Origin of the sequence: Streptomyces sp. G-G2 (genome assembly GCF_030063135.1) — a bacterium.
GTDB lineage: Bacteria > Actinomycetota > Actinomycetes > Streptomycetales > Streptomycetaceae > Streptomyces.
Map to the genome: position 1 here is coordinate 12,858 of NZ_JASISO010000033.1, position 16,546 is coordinate 29,403.

The window sequence follows — 16,546 nt, forward strand, 5'->3', positions numbered from 1 at the left end:
GCTGATCACCGTACGTGGACACGTACGGGAAGAGGCTGCGCCGACCGCCGAACCTGTTACCGGGTAATGCCGGCGTAGGGAGATAGGTCTTATGACCATTCAGGACGCACAGACGCCTGCCGTCAGCCAGGACAGCGACAGCCAGGAAAAGCGCAAGCCCGGTTGGCACAAGGGGTACGTTGCGGGCTCCCGCCCCGACCTCCGTGTGCCGGTTCGCCAGGTCCACCTCACCAACGGCAAGGACGTCACGCTCTACGACACGTCCGGCCCGTACACCGACCCGCTGATCGAGACCGACGTCCGCCGCGGCCTGGCGCCGCTGCGCGAGAACTGGATCATCGGCCGTGGGGACACCGAGGAGTACGCGGGCCGTCCCGTGCGCCCCGAGGACGACGGCATCAAGCACACCTCGCCGCGCGGCGGGCTCAAGAACCTCGACGCGGTGTTCCCGGGCCGTCCCCGGCAGCCCCGCCGGGGGCGCGGCGGTCAGGCCGTGACCCAGCTCGCGTACGCCCGCCGCGGTGAGATCACCCCGGAGATGGAGTACGTCGCGATCCGCGAGAACGTCTCCTCCGAGATCGTCCGCGAGGAGATCGCGGCGGGTCGCGCGGTCCTCCCGGCGAACGTGAACCACCCGGAGATCGAGCCGATGATCATCGGCAAGCGCTTCCTGGTGAAGGTCAACGCCAACATCGGCAACTCCGCCGTCACCTCCTCGATCGAGGAGGAGGTGGACAAGATGACCTGGGCCACCAAGTGGGGCGCGGATACGGTCATGGACCTGTCCACCGGCCGCAACATCCACACCACCCGCGAATGGGTGCTGCGCAACTCCCCCGTCCCGATCGGGACCGTCCCGCTCTACCAGGCGCTGGAGAAGGTGGACGGCCGCGCCGAGGAACTGACCTGGGAGATCTACAAGGACACGGTCGTCGAGCAGGCCGAGCAGGGCGTGGACTACATGACCGTCCACGCCGGCGTGCTGCTGCCCTACGTGCCGCTGACCGCGCGCCGCAAGACTGGCATCGTCTCGCGCGGCGGTTCGATCATGGCCGCCTGGTGCCTCGCGCACCACAAGGAGAACTTCCTCTACACGAACTTCGAGGAGCTCTGCGACATCCTGGCCGCGTACGACGTCACGTACTCGCTGGGTGACGGCCTGCGCCCCGGTTCCATCGCCGACGCCAACGACGCGGCGCAGTTCGCGGAGCTGAAGACGCTGGGCGAGCTGAACACGATCGCCAAGCGCCACAACGTGCAGACCATGATCGAGGGCCCGGGCCACGTCCCGATGCACAAGATCAAGGAGAACATCGACCTCCAGCAGGAGATCTGCGAGGAGGCCCCGTTCTACACCCTGGGCCCGCTGACCACGGACGTCGCGCCCGCCTACGACCACATCACCTCGGGCATCGGCGCCGCGATGATCGCCTGGTGGGGCACCGCGATGCTCTGCTACGTGACGCCCAAGGAGCACCTGGGCCTGCCCAACCGTGACGACGTCAAGACCGGCGTCATCACGTACAAGATCGCCGCGCACGCCGCCGACCTGGCCAAGGGTCACCCGGGCGCGCAGGAGTGGGACGACGCGCTGTCGGACGCGCGCTTCGAATTCCGCTGGGAGGACCAGTTCAACCTGGCCCTGGACCCCGACACGGCGCGTGAGTTCCACGACGAGACCCTCCCGGCCGAGCCTGCCAAGACCGCGCACTTCTGCTCCATGTGCGGTCCGAAGTTCTGCTCGATGAAGATCTCCCACGACATCCGCCGCGAACACGGCGGGGATCTGAAGGCCGACGAGATCCAGGCGGGCATGGCGGAGAAGTCCGCCGAGTTCGCGGCCGGGGGGAACCGGGTCTACCTGCCGCTGGCCGACTGATCCGGCACGGAGGTGCCGTTCCGGAGGGCCGTCCCCCTCCAGGACTGCTCCGCGTGCGGATCAGACCGGGGCGGGGGCTCGGCGCCGTTCCCGGGCTGGTGAAATCGGGCGGGCTGTACCCGAGTTGGGGGATCCTCCTGGGCTGGCGGCGCGCCACCGGGGATCCACCTCCGGCGCTGGGGTCGGCCAGCGCGTCCCGCAGGAACGGCATGATGCCCCGCTCCAGCAGGGCGTGCCGCCATGCCTCGCGAGCCCGCTGGACCTCGTCCGGAACGGCTTCCGCCACGTTCACCGTCACCTCGGTCGCGCTGTTGCGTACGGCGGTGACCAGGAGTCCGATGGCGGCGAACAGGATCGCCACCACCGTGAGGCCGCCGAAGAGCCAGCCCGCCGTCAGCATGGTGTTGGCGAAGGCCGGTTCGGGTTCGATCATCTTCAGGATGTAGCCCACCAGCAGGAAGATCAGCATGGCGGTACCGGCCAGGACCGGCGCGAGGACCGCCACCACGGCGCTCACGCCCGCGCCGCCGACGCCCGGGTCGTCCTCACCCATGGTCTCGGAGCCGGCCACTGTCCCGTCGCGCAGTTCCTCGCGGACCTTGACGTAGTGGTCGTACTCGGCCGCGGCGGCGGCCGTGAGCAGTGCGCCCGCGTCCATGGCCATGGTGCGCAGCTGTTCGGCGTTCAGCCGTTCGCCCAGAGTCGCGAGTTCGGGCCGTTCGTGTGCGGTGCGCAACGCCTCGTCGAGGAGCCGGTCGAACTCCGGCCGGTCTTCGGTCAGCAGGTGCGGAGCGCTGGTCATGTGCATCCCCCGATGCTCCGTGCAGACCGGTTGGCCCGCGTAGACCGGGCACCGGCACAAACGGAGGAGAGCCTGCTACGGATAGTGCGATGGTAGAACGCCCACGGCACGCGGTGACAGGGGCTTTCCGGAAATACCCCGCCCCAGGACCGCTCAGTCGTTCAACGGGAGTTGTACGACCAGCAGTTTCCCGGCCATAGTGACCCCGCCGTCCATCGCGATGGCGAGGCCGTTGGCGTACACGTGGGGGCCGTCGATGGCCTCCGGACCCTGGGTGTTCTCCCCGTCCTCGGTGCCCACGTCGCCCAGCAGGTACGGGATGGGGCTGTGCCCGTGCACGACGCGGCTGCCGCCGTAGGTGTCGAGGAGTTCGCGCACCGCTTGCGGGCCGGTCTCCTGGTCGCGGAAGGCGAAGCGCTTGGTGAACTTGCGGAACAGGTCCCAGGTCTCGTCGGCGTCGTGCTGGTTGAGCAGCTCGTGGACCTTGTCGTTGACGTCCTCGATGGAGTCGCCGTAGTCGAGGTAGGCGGTGGTGTCGGAGTGGAGCAGCAGGTGCCCGTCTTCCAGGGCGGTCGCGTCCAGCCGGGACATCCACTGCAGGTGTACGTCCTGCAGGCGCTCCATGTCGGTGCGCTGGCCGCCGTTGAGGAGCCAGGCGGCCTGGAAGGTGGCGGTGCCCGCGCCGGAGACGACGGGAGTGTCGCCGAACCGCTTGGCGCCGATGAGCAGGAGTTCGTGATTGCCCATCAGGGCCTTGCAGTAGCCGCCCGCGGCGGCGGCCTCGGCGGACAGCCGCATGACGAGGTCGATCACCCCGATGCCGTCGGGTCCGCGGTCGGTGAAGTCACCGAGGAACCAGAGCCGGGCATTGCCCGCCGCCCACCGGCCGTCGGCGTCGATGAGGCGCTGGGCGTGGAGTTCGGTGATCAGCTCGTCGAGGTAGCCGTGCACGTCGCCGACCACGAAGAGCGGCCCGGGGCCGTCGGCGGGCGCGTCCTGGGGGACGTACTGGACCTGGACGGTGTCGCCCGGGCCGCCGCGGCTGATGATGGGGAGGTCGCGCTGGGTGGGGGTGTAGTCCTCCGACCCCCCGGCAGGATCGGCGTAGCCGGGGTGCTCGGCGGGCTCGGGTTCGGTCGTGCCGAGTGGCACGCCGGGGCCCGGTACCTGCGCCGGTGAGGGCGCGTAGGCGGGCCGCGGTGGGGGCACGGGTGCGCCCTGGTCGTAGTACGCGGGGTACTCGCCGTAGACGGGTACGTCCCCGGGGACCGCGGCCGCGGCCGTGTCCGTGACGTACGGGACGGGCTCGACGACCGGTACTCGGAAGTCCCGCAGCGTCTCCGTCCGCATCGCGGGTCCCTGACCGGCCCCCTGAGTCATCGACCCCTCCACCACCGTCGCGCTGCCGTACATCTGCGGACCCTCCTGACCTCCAGGGTTGGAGGGTCCGTGATGTCGTGCGCCCATCATAGGAATGCGGCTCGCGCTCTGTGACGCACCAGGGGTGGTGAATCCTGGCCGGGACCGACTCTTCCTACCATTTTGTGCCGATATGGGTGTTGCTGAATCCTCGGAGGTCAGTCTCCTGCCGGGGATCGGGGCGGGCTGACGGTGGTGCGCGGCTGCCTGCGCTGTGAGGAAGTCCTGACGATCAGTTCGGTCGGAACCACTTGTTCGAGGGGACCTTCGGTGTCCACACCCTCGATCGCGTCGATGAGAAGCTGGACGACGGCCGTGCCGATACGGCGCGGTTTGAGGGAGAGGGTGGTGATGGGGGGTTCGGTGGTGGCGTACACGGTGGACTCGCTGCAGCACACCAGCAGCAGGTCCTCGGGGACCCGCAGCCCGTAGCGCCGGGCGGCGGCGAGCAGATCGGTGCCGTTGGGGTCGAAGAGCCCGTAGACGGCGTCGGGGCGGTCGGGCCGGGCGAGCAGCCGGTCGGCGGCCACGGCTCCGGCGCAGGGGTCGTGGGCGGGGTAGGACTCGTAGACGGGATCCTGCCCGACCCGTTCGCACCAGCTGAGGTAGGCGGTGGTGGAGAGGCGGGTGTAGGTGTCGGTGGTGGTGCCGGTGAGGAGGCCGATCCGGCGGGCCCCCGCCGCGGCGAGGTGGTCGAGCAGGTTGAGTACGGCGGCCTCGTGGTCGTTGTCGACCCAGGCCGTGACGGGGAGGGACCCGGCGGGACGCCCGTCGGAGACCACCGGCAGGCCCTGGCGGACCAGCTCGGTGACGACGGGATCGTGGTCGGAGGGGTCGATGACGACAGTGCCGTCGAGGGCGACGTTCGACCACACGTCGTGCCGGGAGGTGGCGGGGAGGATGACCAGGGCGTAGCCGCGCGCGAGCGCGGCGGAGGTGGCGGCCCTGGCCATTTCGGCGAAGTACGCGAATTCGGTGAAGGTGAAAGGTTCATCCCCGTACGTCGTCACCGTCAGGCCGATGAGGCCCGACTTGCCGGTACGGAGGGTGCGGGCGGCTGCGGAAGGGCGATAGCCCAGCCGGTCGGCCACCTCGCGGACATGGCGGCGGGTGGCGTCCGGGAGCCGCCCCTTGCCATTGAGCGCGTCGGAGACGGTTGTGATCGAGACGCCGGCCGCGGCGGCCACATCCCTGATACCCGCTCGGCCCGGACGGCCCGCGGTCCGCCGGGGGGTCTCGGTCCGGCTCACCTGATGCTTCCCTGCTGCTGTCATGGCGAGCCGATAGTAGGGCTCGGTGGGGTGGTTGGTCCGGATGCATATGCAGGCGTTGACAGGCACGATTCTGCACGGTTCGCCACCCCCAATGACCTTGGAAACAAAGGCATTTAGTGATCAAGATCAGCCATGGGGCTTGTCGTCGGGTACGTGCATGCCAAAGTGATGAGGTCTCGGGCCGGTCTCAACTCACACGTACGGGGGACGCGCGCCACGGCGCAGGCCACCGGCGCACGCATATATGCAGGCGCTCCCCCTCATTCCTGGCGCCCTCCATTCTCGGGAGCGAGGAATCCTCATAAGGTGAGCAGTATTGAGTTGGACGGGACGGTCGAGGAGGACCTGCGGTGAGCGAGAAGAGCCCGAGGCTGCGTGCCGAGCTGGATGGCATCCCCACCTACAAGCCGGGGAAGCCCGCTGCCGCCGGAGGCCCGGTGGCGTACAAGCTGTCCTCCAACGAGAACCCCTACCCGCCCCTGCCGGGCGTCCTCGAGAGGGTCGTCGCGGCCGCCGGTGACTTCAACCGCTACCCCGACATGGCGTGCACGGGGCTGGTGAACGAGATCGCCGAGCGCTTCGGCGTCCCCGTGGAGCACGTGGCCACCGGCACCGGCTCGGTCGGGGTCGCGCAGTCGCTGATCCAGTCGACGGCCGGTCCGGGCGACGAGGTCATGTACGCCTGGCGCTCCTTCGAGGCGTACCCGATCATCGCCCAGATCTCCGGCGCCACCTCGGTGAAGGTGCCGCTGACCTCGGGTGATGTGCACGACCTGGACGCGATGGCCGACGCGGTCACCGAGCGGACCCGGCTGATCTTCGTCTGCAACCCCAACAACCCCACCGGTACCGCCGTGCGGCGCGCGGAGCTGGAGCGGTTCCTGGACCGGGTGCCCTCGGACGTCCTGGTGGTGCTGGACGAGGCGTACCGCGAGTTCGTGCGCGACGCCGAGGTCCCGGACGGGATGGAGATCTACCGGGACCGGCCGAACGTGGCGGTCCTGCGGACCTTCTCCAAGGCGTACGGTCTGGCCGGCCTGCGGGTCGGGTTCGCCGTGGCGCACGAGCCGGTGGCCGCGGCGCTGCGCAAGACCGCGGTTCCCTTCGGTGTCAGCCAGCTCGCCCAGGACGCGGCGATCGCCTCGCTGCGCGCCGAGGACGAGCTGATGGGCCGCGTCGGGTCGCTGCTCGGCGAGCGCGCGCGGGTGTACGAGACGCTGGTCGCGCAGGGCTGGACGGTGCCCGAGACGCAGGCGAACTTCGTGTGGATGCGGCTGGGGGAGCGCACCGCCGACTTCGCGGCGGCCTGCGAGAAGGCCGGTGTGGTGGTCCGGCCCTTCGCGGGTGAGGGCCTGCGGGTCACGATCGGTGAGACCGAGGCGAACGACCTGTTCCTGCACACGGCAGAGGCGTTCCTCAAGGAGCTGTAGCTCGGGTGCCCGTGGGGGAGCTGTTACGCCAGCTCCACGCGGATGGGGTCGCCGTCGCGGACGGTGGCCAGCAGGCGGGGGTCGCCGTCGAACGAGCCGAGGACGTTGCACGGGCTCGCCAGGCGGCTCTCGCCTCCCCGCGATATGGGGGTCGGGCCGTAGGGGAGCGCGAGCGCGTCGCCCTCGGTCCAGAAGGCGACCGTGCCCGGGTCGACGACCTGCTGGGCGTCGTCCTCCAGTGCCACCGAGACGCCGGTGTCGAAGTAGACCTCCTCGCCCCAGGTGTTGGCGGAGGCGGATATCGGCAGGGCCTCGCCCAGGGCCTTGGCCGTCGGCGTGTCGCCGAGGGTCGCGGTGAGCTGGCCGGAGGGCCAGGAGATTCGTATCTGCATGGCCCGCATTCAACAATCTGTTGAATGTCTTGGCTAGGGGGACCCCGCCCGGATGACGCCGACAGCGGTAGGACATAATGCTTGTGAATGTGAACGCGTTCACAAGCGTGCCCATTTCATCCCTGATTGGGTGGGTTGTAAGGGGCAAACTGCGGCTGTGACCACGGCGACGCGAAGGAGAAGACGACGTGGACCTCGCTTTGGCGCCAGAGACCCTGGCGCGATGGCAGTTCGGCATTACCACCGTCTACCACTTCCTCTTCGTCCCCCTGACGATCTCGCTCGCCGCCCTCGTCGCGGTGCTGCAGACGGCCTGGGTGCGGACGGAGAAGGAGAAGTACCTCAAGGCCACGAAGTTCTGGGGCAAGCTCTTCCTGATCAACATCGCGATGGGTGTCGTCACCGGCATCGTCCAGGAGTTCCAGTTCGGCATGAACTGGTCCGACTACTCGCGCTTCGTCGGTGACGTCTTCGGGGCGCCCCTGGCCTTCGAGGCCCTGATCGCCTTCTTCTTCGAGTCGACCTTCATCGGTCTGTGGATCTTCGGCTGGGACAAGCTGCCGAAGAAGATCCACCTCGCCTGCATCTGGATGGTGTCGATCGGCACCATCCTCTCCGCCTACTTCATCCTCGCGGCCAATTCCTGGATGCAGCACCCCGTCGGGTACCGCCTCAACAAGGAGACCGGCCGCGCCGAGCTGACCGACTTCTGGCTCGTACTGACCCAGAACACGGCGCTCGCCCAGGTCTTCCACACGCTGACGGCCGCCCTGCTGACCGGTGGCGCCTTCATGGCGGGCATCGCCGCCTTCCACCTGCTGCGCAAGAAGCACATCCCGGTGATGCGCACCTCGCTGCGGCTCGGGCTGGTCGCCGTGCTCATCGGCGGACTGCTCACCGCGATCAGTGGCGACACCCTCGCCAAGGTTATGTTCAAGCAGCAGCCGATGAAGATGGCCGCCGCCGAGGCCCTGTGGGACGGCGAGAAGGGCGCGCCCTTCTCGATCTTCGCCTACGGAGACGTCGACAAGGGCCACAACAAGGTCGCCATCGAGGTCCCCGGAATACTGTCCTTCCTCGCGGACAGCGACTTCAACTCCTTCGTTCCGGGCATCAACGACGTCAACAAGTCCGAGCAGGAGAAGTACGGCCCCGGCGACTACCGGCCCGCGATCCCCGTCGCGTACTGGGGCTTCCGCTGGATGATCGGCTTCGGCATGGCCTCCTTCGCCATCGGTGCGCTGGGGCTGTGGCTGACGCGGCGGAAGTTCCTGCTGCCACCGGGGCTGCGGACCGGCGAGGACGAGCGGCCCCACCTGGTGCTGTTCAAGAGCGCCCTCAGTCCCCGGCTGACCCGCCTGTACTGGCTCACCGCGATCTGGACGGTCGGCTTCCCGCTGATCGCCAACTCCTGGGGCTGGATCTTCACCGAGATGGGCCGCCAGCCCTGGGCCGTCTACGGCGTCCTGCGCACCGCCGACGCCGTCTCGCCCACCGCCTCCCAGGGCGAGGTGATCACCTCGATGGCCGTGTTCACCGCCCTTTACGCCGTGCTCGCCGTGATCGAGGTCAAGCTCCTCGTGAAGTACGTCAAGGCGGGTCCGCCGGAGCTGACCGAAGCCGACCTCAACCCGCCCACCAAGATCGGCGGCGACGACACTGACGCCGACCGGCCGATGGCCTTCTCGTACTGAGGCTGGGGAGACCACATCATGCAACTCCACGACGTCTGGTTCGTGCTCATCGCCGTCCTGTGGATCGGCTACTTCTTCCTGGAGGGCTTCGACTTCGGAGTCGGCGTACTCACCAAGCTGCTGGCCCGCGACCGCAAGGAGAAGCGGGTCCTGATCAATACGATCGGCCCGGTCTGGGACGGCAACGAGGTCTGGCTGCTCACCGCGGGCGGCGCGACCTTCGCCGCCTTCCCCGACTGGTACGCCACGCTCTTCTCCGGCTTCTACCTGCCGCTGCTGCTCATCCTGGTCTGCCTCATCATCCGGGGCGTGGCCTTCGAATACCGGCACAAGCGGCCCGAGGACAAGTGGCAGAAGAACTGGGAACACGCCATCTTCTGGACCTCGCTGATCCCCGCCTTCATGTGGGGCGTCGCCTTCGCCAACATCACGCGGGGCGTGAAGATCGACGCGCACAAGGAGTACGTCGGAAACCTCTTCGACCTGCTCAACGTCTACTCGATCCTCGGCGGCCTGGTCACCCTCACCCTCTTCACCTTCCACGGCGCGGTGTTCACCTCGCTCAAGACGGTCGGTGACATCCGGGACCGCTCGCGCAAGCTGGCCACCCAGCTCGGCGTGGTGACCGCGGTACTGGCGCTGGTCTTCCTGATCTGGACCCAGGTCTCCAAGGGCGACGGCAGGAGCCTGGTCGCGATGGTCGTCGCGGTACTCGCTCTCGTCGGAGCGCTCGGCTTCAACCTGGCGGGCCGCGAGGGATGGTCGTTCGCGCTGTCCGGGATCACCATCGCGGCCGCCGTCGCGATGCTCTTCCTGACGCTCTTCCCGAACGTCATGCCCTCCTCGCTGAACGAGGCCTGGAACCTCACGGTCACCAACGCCTCCTCCACCCCCTACACCCTCAAGATCATGACCTGGTGCGCGGGCGTGGCGACTCCGGTCGTCCTGCTCTACCAGGGCTGGACCTACTGGGTGTTCCGCAAGCGCATCGGTACGCAGCACATCGCCGACGCGCACTGAGACCGGGCCGTCCGGATCATCCGGGCGACCCTCCCGTCCGACCCTGCCCTGGGGGATGTTTCACGTGAAACCGATCGACCCGCGCCTGCTCCGGTACGCCCGTGCCACCCGCCTCTTCCTGGGGGCCGTGGTGGCCCTCGGGCTGGCCGGGGCGGGGCTGGTCGTCGGTCAGGCGATGCTGATCGCCGAGATCGTGGTCGGCGCCTTCGAGGACGGGCTGGACGGCCATGCCCTGCGGACTCCCCTGCTGCTGCTCGGCGCGGTCGCTCTGGGGCGCGCCCTGGTGGCCTGGCTCACCGAACTGGCCGCCCACCGGGCCGGCGCCGCGGTCAAGTCCGAGCTGCGCGGCCGGCTCCTGGACCGGGCCGCCGACCTCGGCCCGTCCTGGCTCAGCGGGCAGCGGACCGGATCCCTGGTGGCCCTGGCCACCCGGGGCGTGGACGCGCTCGACGACTACTTCTCCCGGTACCTGCCGCAACTCGGACTCGCGGTCGTCGTCCCGGTGGCGGTCCTCGCCCGGATTGTCACGGAGGACTGGGTGTCGGCGGCCATCATCGTCCTCACCCTGCCGCTGATCCCCCTCTTCATGATCCTCATCGGCTGGGCCACCCAGTCCCGGATGGACCGCCAGTGGCGGCTGCTGTCCCGGCTGTCGGGGCACTTCCTCGACGTGGTCGCGGGGCTGCCGACCCTCAAGGTCTTCGGCCGGGCCAAGGCGCAGGCCGAGTCGATCCGGACCATCACGGACGACTACCGGCGGGCCACCCTGCGCACGCTGCGCATCGCATTCCTCTCCTCCTTCGCGCTGGAACTGCTCGCCACCCTGTCGGTGGCCGTGGTCGCCGTCACCATCGGCATGCGGCTCGTGCACGGCGACCTCGACCTGTACACCGGCCTGGTCATCCTCATCCTGGCGCCCGAGGCGTACTTGCCGCTGAGGCAGGTCGGGGCGCAGTACCACGCGGCCGCCGAGGGACTCGCGGCCGCGGAGGAGATCTTCGAGGTCCTCGAAACACCGGTACCCGGCACGGGCGGTACGGCGGCGGTGCCCGCCGCGCAGTCCGCCGGGCTGAGCTTCGAGGGCGTCTCGGTCCGCTACCCGGGCCGCGCCGAGTCCTCGCCGGGATCCGTCTCGCTGACGGTCGCACCGGGGGAGTGCGTGGCGCTCACCGGACCGAGCGGGGCCGGCAAGTCCACCCTTCTGCAGGTGCTGCTCGGGTTCGTGGCGCCGACCGGAGGCCGGGTGCGGATCGGCGGCGTGGACCTGTCCGAGCTCTCCCTGGAGCAGTGGCGCGAGCGGATCGCGTGGGTACCGCAGCGGCCGCACCTGTTCGCCGGGACCATCGCGGAGAACGTACGGCTGGCCCGCCCGGAGGCCTCGGACGCGGAGGTCGCGCGGGCGCTGCGGGACGCGGGCGCCGGGGAGTTCGTGGACGCGCTGCCGCGCGGGGCGCGGACCCGGCTGGGCGAAGGCGGGTCCGGGCTGTCCGCCGGACAGCGCCAGCGGCTCGCGCTGTCCCGGGCGTTCCTGGCGGACCGGCCGGTGCTGCTGCTGGACGAGCCGACGGCCGCGCTGGACGGGGAGACCGAGGCCGCGGTGGTGGAGGCCGTACGGCGACTGGCCGCCGGGCGGACGGTGCTGCTGGTGGTGCACCGGCCCGCGCTGCTGGCCGTGGCGGACCGCGTGGTGGCCGTGGGGGTGGGGGACGCCGACGCGGCGGGCGTGGAAGGGCTGCTCCCCCACCCGGCCCCGGCCCCCGCTGGAACCGGCGCCGCGCCGGAGCCCGCGACCCCGGCGCCGACGGAGCCGCACAGCGAACCCGGGGGCTGGATCCTGGGTGAGTTCGCTGAGAGCGACGCGACGGGCCCGGCCCGCCGTGGCAGGGGCGGAAGGCATCCGCTCACCCGGGTGCGGGCGACCGCCGCGCGGTGGCAGGGCCGGTTCCGGCTCGGGCTGCTGCTCGGAGCACTGGCCGTCGGGTGCGGGGTCGGCCTGATGGCCGTCTCCGGCTGGCTCATCTCCCGGGCCTCCGAACAGCCCCCGGTGCTCTATCTGATGGTGGCCGTCACCGCGACCCGGGCCTTCGGGATCGGACGCGCCGTCTTCCGTTACGCGGAGCGGCTGGTCTCGCACGACGCCGTGCTGCGGATGCTCGCGGAGCTGCGGGTCTCCGTCTACCGGCGGCTGGAGCGGATCGCGCCCGGGGGGCTGCGCGAGCGGCGCCGCGGGGACCTGCTGACCCGGCTGGTCGCCGACGCCGACGCCCTGCAGGACTACTGGCTGCGCTGGCTGCTGCCGGTCGGCACCGCCGTGCTGGTCGGGCTCGGCTCGGTCGCGTTCACGGCCTGGCTGCTGCCGGAGGCCGGGGCCGCGCTCGCCGTCGGGCTGCTCACGGCGGGGATCGGGGTGCCGCTGATCAGCGGGGCCTGTGCGCGCCGTGCGGAGCGCAGGCTCGCGCCGGCCCGGGGCGAGCTGGCCACCCGGGTGGCCGACCTGCTCTCCGGCACGGCCGAGCTGACGGTCGCGGGCGCGCTGGCCGGACGTAAGGAACGGGCCCGGGAGAGCGACGGGGTCCTCACCCGGATCGCGGCCCGCGGGGCCGTGGCCACCGGCATCGGCGGCGGGCTGTCGGCCCTGATCTGCGGGCTGACCGTGGTGGCCGCCGCCGCGGTCGCCGCGGACGCGGTGCACGACGGGCGCCTCGGCGGAGTGGCGATGGCCGTCGCCGTGCTCACCCCGCTGGCCGCGTTCGAGGCGGTCAACGGGCTGCCGCTGGCCGTCCAGTACCGCCAGCGGGTCCGGCGCAGCGCCGAGCGGGTCTACGAGGTGATCGACGCTCCGGTGCCGGTCGCCGAACCGGAACGGCCCGCCGGGGCCCCCGCCTCTCCCTTCCCGCTGCGGCTGACCGGGCTCACCGCCCGGCACCTCGGGCAGGATCGGGACGCGCTGCGGGGCATCGACCTGACCCTCGAAGCGGGCCGCCGGGTCGCGGTGGTGGGGCTCTCCGGTTCGGGCAAGACCACCTTGGCGCAGGTGCTGCTGCGGTTCCTGGACCCGGGTGAGGGCTCCTACACCGTCGCGGGGGCCGACGTACGCACGCTGGACGGGGACGACGTACGCCGGTTCGTGGGCCTGTGCGCCCAGGACGCGCACATCTTCGACAGCTCGGTGCGGGAGAACCTGCGCCTGGCGCGGACCGGGGCGGCCGAGGGCGAGCTGCGCGAGGCGCTCGCCGCCGCCCGGCTGCTGGACTGGGCGGACGGGCTGCCCGACGGGCTGGACACGCTCGTCGGCGAGCACGGCGAACGGATCTCCGGCGGCCAGCGCCAGCGGCTGGCCCTGGCCAGGGCGCTGCTGGCCGATTTCCCGGTCCTGGTCCTGGACGAGCCCGCCGAGCACCTGGACGTGGTGACGGCGGACGCGCTGACGGCGGACCTGCTCAGGGCCACCGAGGGACGGACCACGCTGCTGATCACGCACCGGCTCGCCGGTCTCGACGCGGTGGACGAGATCCTCGTACTGGACGGGGGCAGGGTCGTGCAGCGCGGTCCGTACGAGGTGCTCGCGGGCGCCGAGGGGCCGCTGCGGCGGATGCTGGAACGGGAGCGCGTAGGCGACCTGGCCGGAGCGGACCGGCGCGCGGTCGCCGCGCGTAAGTAGGAGCCGGTGCGTACCGCTGGGAGCCGGTGCCCACGCTGGGGATCGGCGTGATCGGGTGGCGGGAAGGCTGGTTCCGACTTTCCCCAGCAAAAGGGACTAACTAGTCTCAAGGGCATGTCAGTGCAGGAGTCGCAGGAATCGCCGGACCCGCTGGACGCCGCCACTCAGGCCACGCGGAGTCTCCAGGGTCTGTCCACCGAGCTCACCGCCCGTGTGCCGCAGCTGCTGGAGGCGATGCGGTCGGTCGGTACCGGTCTCGAGCTGCACTCCACGCTGGACCGCATCTGTGAGACCGCCGCGGAGCTGGCGGACGCCCGGTACGCGGCGATCGGTGTCGTGGACACGGAGGGCCGCGGGCTCTCCGATTTCGTCACCTACGGCGTCGACGCCGAAACCGCCCTGCGCATCGGGCACCGTCCCGACGGGGAACGGGGCCTGCTCGGAGCGCTGATCCAGCACCCGGACACGGTCCGGCTCACCGACCTGACGAAGGATCCGCGCTCGGCCGGGTTCCCGGCGGGGCATCCTCCGATGAAGACCTTCCTCGGGGTGCCGATCCGGGTGCAGGGCGAGATCTTCGGCAATCTGTACCTCGCCGAGAAGCACGGTGGCGTCCAGTTCAACGATTACGACGTCCACATGGTCCGGGTCCTGGCGACCGAGGCGGGCATCGCGATCGGCAACGCCCGCCTCTACGAGGCCGCCACCCAGCGCGAACGCTGGATCGACGGCTCCGTGGCCGTCACCACCGCGCTGCTGTCGGGCGGGGACGCGGACGACGCGCTCGCCGTCGTCGCCGAACAGGCCCGGCGGCTGGCCGACTCGGCCGCGGGGATCGTGATGCTGCCCGCCGAGGACGGCGGCATGGAGATCGTCGCCGTCTCCGCCGAGAATCCGGCCACCTCGCTCGGCGTACTCATCCCGGGGGAGAGCCCGGTGGTGGAAAAGCTCCTCCAGGGCGAGCCCGTCTTCGTGGACGACGCCTCCTCGGACCCCCGCATGATAAGCCGCCTGACCAGCCAGTACGGGCCCTGCATGATGCTCCCGCTGCACAGCGGCGGGCGGGTGCTGGGCGCGTTGGTGACCCCCCGGGCGCGCGGGAAGCGGCCGTTCACCGAGGCCGAGCGGACCCTGGCCACGCAGTTCGCCTCGCAGGCGGCGCTCGCGCTGATGATGGCCGAGGCACAGCGCGACCGGGAGCGGCTCGCGGTGTTCGAGGACCGTGACCGGATCGCCCGCGACCTGCACGACCTGGTCATCCAGCGGCTGTTCGCCACCGGGATGATGCTGGAGGGCGCGCAGCGCCGTTCCATCGTTCCCGAGGTCCGCGACGGGGTCGGCAAGGCCGTCGACGAGCTGGACGTGACGATCCAGGAGATCCGGACCGCGATCTTCGCGTTGCAGCAGGGGCCGGCCGAGGCCCCGTCCGGGCTGCGCACGCGGGTGCTCCGCGAGATCAACATGGCGGCGGTGCCACTCGGGTTCAAGCCCGCGCACCGGTTCCTGGGGCCGATCGACGCGGTGGTGGGCGAGCTGGTCGGCAAGAACCTGATCGCCGCGCTGCGCGAGGCGCTGTCCAACGCCTTCCGGCACTCCGAGGCGGCCCGGATCGAGGTGGTGGTGGACTCGACGATCACGCTGGCGGACGGGCGGCCCGGGGTCCGCCTTGAGGTGGCCGACGACGGGGTGGGCATCCCCGAGGGCGGGCGCCGCAGCGGTCTGCGGAACCTGCGGCGCCGGGCGGAGTCGCTGGGCGGATCGAGTTCGTACGGGCCGGGCATCGGGGAGGGCGGTGGCGGGACGACTCTGGTGTGGGAGGCCCCGCTCTAGGCCGTCCCTGTCCCGTCGGGCCCGGGCCTTCCCGTATGTTCGGGCTCCCTCGTCGGTTCGGGATCTCCGGTCGACTGGGGATCTCCCGTCGGTTCGGGATTTCCGGTCGGCTCCGGCTCTCCCGTCCGTTCCGGATCCCGCCCGGCCACGGGGTCCGGTGTCAGGACCGGAGGTCCGCCAGGATCCGTTCGATGACGACGGCGACCCCGTCCTCGTTGTTGGCGGCCGTACGGGCGGACGCCGCCGCGATCACATCGGGGTGGGCGTTGCCCATCGCGTACGAGGTGCCCGCCCAGCTCAGCATCTCGATGTCGTTGGGCATGTCCCCGAAGGCGACCACCTCGGCCGGGGAGATGCCGCGCTCGGCGCAGCACCGCTCCAGCGTGCTGGCCTTGGACACACCGAGACCGCTGACTTCGAGGAGCGCGGTCGGGCTGGAGCGGGTGATGGAACCGTGTACCCCCGCCGCGGCGCGGGCCAGGGTCAGGAACGCGTCCGGCGCCAGCTCGGGGTGGTGGGCGAGCAGCTTCAGCGCGGGCGCGGCCAGCCCGGTCGGGTCCTCTTCCAGGAGCTTCTCGGCGGTGGCCACGGTGGCACCCGGGTCCTGGTAGAAGGGCGGGTACGTGGGCTCGTAGTGGATCCCGGTGGTCAGCTCCACGGCGAACGAGGAGCCGGGGGCGGCGGCGCGCAGGGCGTGTACGACGGCCAGGGCGTCGGCCCTCGGCAGCTCCCGGACCTGGACGAACTCCCGCCCCGCGTGCAGGTCGACCACCGCGGCGCCGTTCGCGCAGATGGCGAGGCCGTGGCCGTGCACGTGCGCGCTGACGACGTCCATCCAGCGGGCCGGACGGCCGGTGACGAAGAAGACCTCGATCCCTGCCTCCTCGGCGGCGGCGAGCGCGGCGACGGTGCGGTCCGACACGGACTTGTCGTCGTGCAGCAGCGTGCCGTCGAGGTCGGTGGCGATGAGGCGGGGCGAGGGGGTTGGCCCGTCCGGGCGCTGGGGAGCCGAGGTCACGGCTCCATCTTCGCCCATGGGCCCGGCCGACCAGACCAGCGCGGGGGGCGGGGGCGCGGAGCCGACGGTGGGCGGGGACGCGGAGCCGAACGGGGTGAGGACGCGGAGCCGAGGGGGGTGGGGGCGC

Annotated in this window: 10 protein-coding genes and 1 pseudogene; 6 read left to right on the top strand and 5 right to left on the bottom strand. The window is 70.9% G+C overall.

Going from position 1 to position 16,546, the window contains the following annotated elements:
* Positions 1 to 91: 91 nt before the first annotated feature.
* Positions 92 to 1,879 carry a phosphomethylpyrimidine synthase ThiC gene (thiC, locus tag QMF80_RS24550; RefSeq protein WP_283456775.1) on the top strand — a complete coding sequence of 596 codons (1,788 nt, stop codon included), beginning with the start codon at positions 92 to 94 and terminating at the stop codon, positions 1,877 to 1,879.
* A 10-nt stretch (positions 1,880 to 1,889) separates the two neighbouring features.
* On the opposite strand, the pseudogene QMF80_RS24555 reads toward thiC, so the two are convergent.
* The 3 genes and pseudogenes from QMF80_RS24555 to QMF80_RS24565 all read right to left on the bottom strand — a co-directional run.
* Positions 1,890 to 2,687 (bottom strand): annotated as a pseudogene (locus QMF80_RS24555) (hypothetical protein); the annotation flags it as partial.
* Positions 2,688 to 2,834: 147 nt separating this feature from the next.
* On the bottom strand, positions 2,835 to 4,094 hold the full coding sequence (locus QMF80_RS24560; RefSeq protein WP_283456776.1) for a metallophosphoesterase: 1,260 nt from the start codon (positions 4,092 to 4,094) through the stop codon (positions 2,835 to 2,837).
* Between the two features lie 164 nt (positions 4,095 to 4,258).
* On the bottom strand, positions 4,259 to 5,374 hold the full coding sequence (locus tag QMF80_RS24565; RefSeq protein ID WP_283456777.1) for a LacI family DNA-binding transcriptional regulator: 1,116 nt from the start codon (positions 5,372 to 5,374) through the stop codon (positions 4,259 to 4,261).
* A gap of 350 nt (positions 5,375 to 5,724) precedes the next feature.
* Here QMF80_RS24565 and hisC point away from each other — a divergent pair, with 350 nt between their 5' ends.
* Complete coding sequence (hisC, locus tag QMF80_RS24570; protein WP_283456778.1) at positions 5,725 to 6,804, top strand: histidinol-phosphate transaminase; 1,080 nt, start codon at positions 5,725 to 5,727, stop codon at positions 6,802 to 6,804.
* Between the two features lie 23 nt (positions 6,805 to 6,827).
* Here hisC and QMF80_RS24575 read toward each other — a convergent pair whose 3' ends face one another.
* A complete protein-coding gene (locus QMF80_RS24575) occupies positions 6,828 to 7,196 on the bottom strand; it encodes a cyclophilin-like fold protein (protein ID WP_283456779.1) in 369 nt (122 codons plus the stop codon).
* A 188-nt stretch (positions 7,197 to 7,384) separates the two neighbouring features.
* On the opposite strand from QMF80_RS24575, the gene QMF80_RS24580 reads away from it, so the two are divergent.
* The 4 genes from QMF80_RS24580 to QMF80_RS24595 all read left to right on the top strand — a co-directional run bounded on the left by QMF80_RS24580 (position 7,385) and on the right by QMF80_RS24595 (position 15,401).
* Complete coding sequence (locus QMF80_RS24580; protein WP_283456780.1) at positions 7,385 to 8,890, top strand: cytochrome ubiquinol oxidase subunit I; 1,506 nt, start codon at positions 7,385 to 7,387, stop codon at positions 8,888 to 8,890.
* Positions 8,891 to 8,908: 18 nt separating this feature from the next.
* The gene (cydB, locus tag QMF80_RS24585) at positions 8,909 to 9,910 is read left to right on the top strand and encodes a cytochrome d ubiquinol oxidase subunit II (RefSeq protein ID WP_283456781.1); all 1,002 of its coding nucleotides are present in this window, start codon (positions 8,909 to 8,911) and stop codon (positions 9,908 to 9,910) included.
* A gap of 64 nt (positions 9,911 to 9,974) precedes the next feature.
* Complete coding sequence (gene cydD, locus QMF80_RS24590; RefSeq protein WP_283456782.1) at positions 9,975 to 13,571, top strand: thiol reductant ABC exporter subunit CydD; 3,597 nt, start codon at positions 9,975 to 9,977, stop codon at positions 13,569 to 13,571.
* A gap of 114 nt (positions 13,572 to 13,685) precedes the next feature.
* Complete coding sequence (locus tag QMF80_RS24595) at positions 13,686 to 15,401, top strand: sensor histidine kinase (protein ID WP_283456783.1); 1,716 nt, start codon at positions 13,686 to 13,688, stop codon at positions 15,399 to 15,401.
* A gap of 160 nt (positions 15,402 to 15,561) precedes the next feature.
* On the opposite strand, the gene QMF80_RS24600 is transcribed toward QMF80_RS24595, so the two are convergent.
* Positions 15,562 to 16,437 (bottom strand): HAD family hydrolase, encoded by an 876-nt coding sequence (locus QMF80_RS24600; RefSeq protein ID WP_283456784.1) that lies wholly within the window; start codon positions 16,435 to 16,437, stop codon positions 15,562 to 15,564.
* Positions 16,438 to 16,546 lie beyond the last annotated feature (109 nt).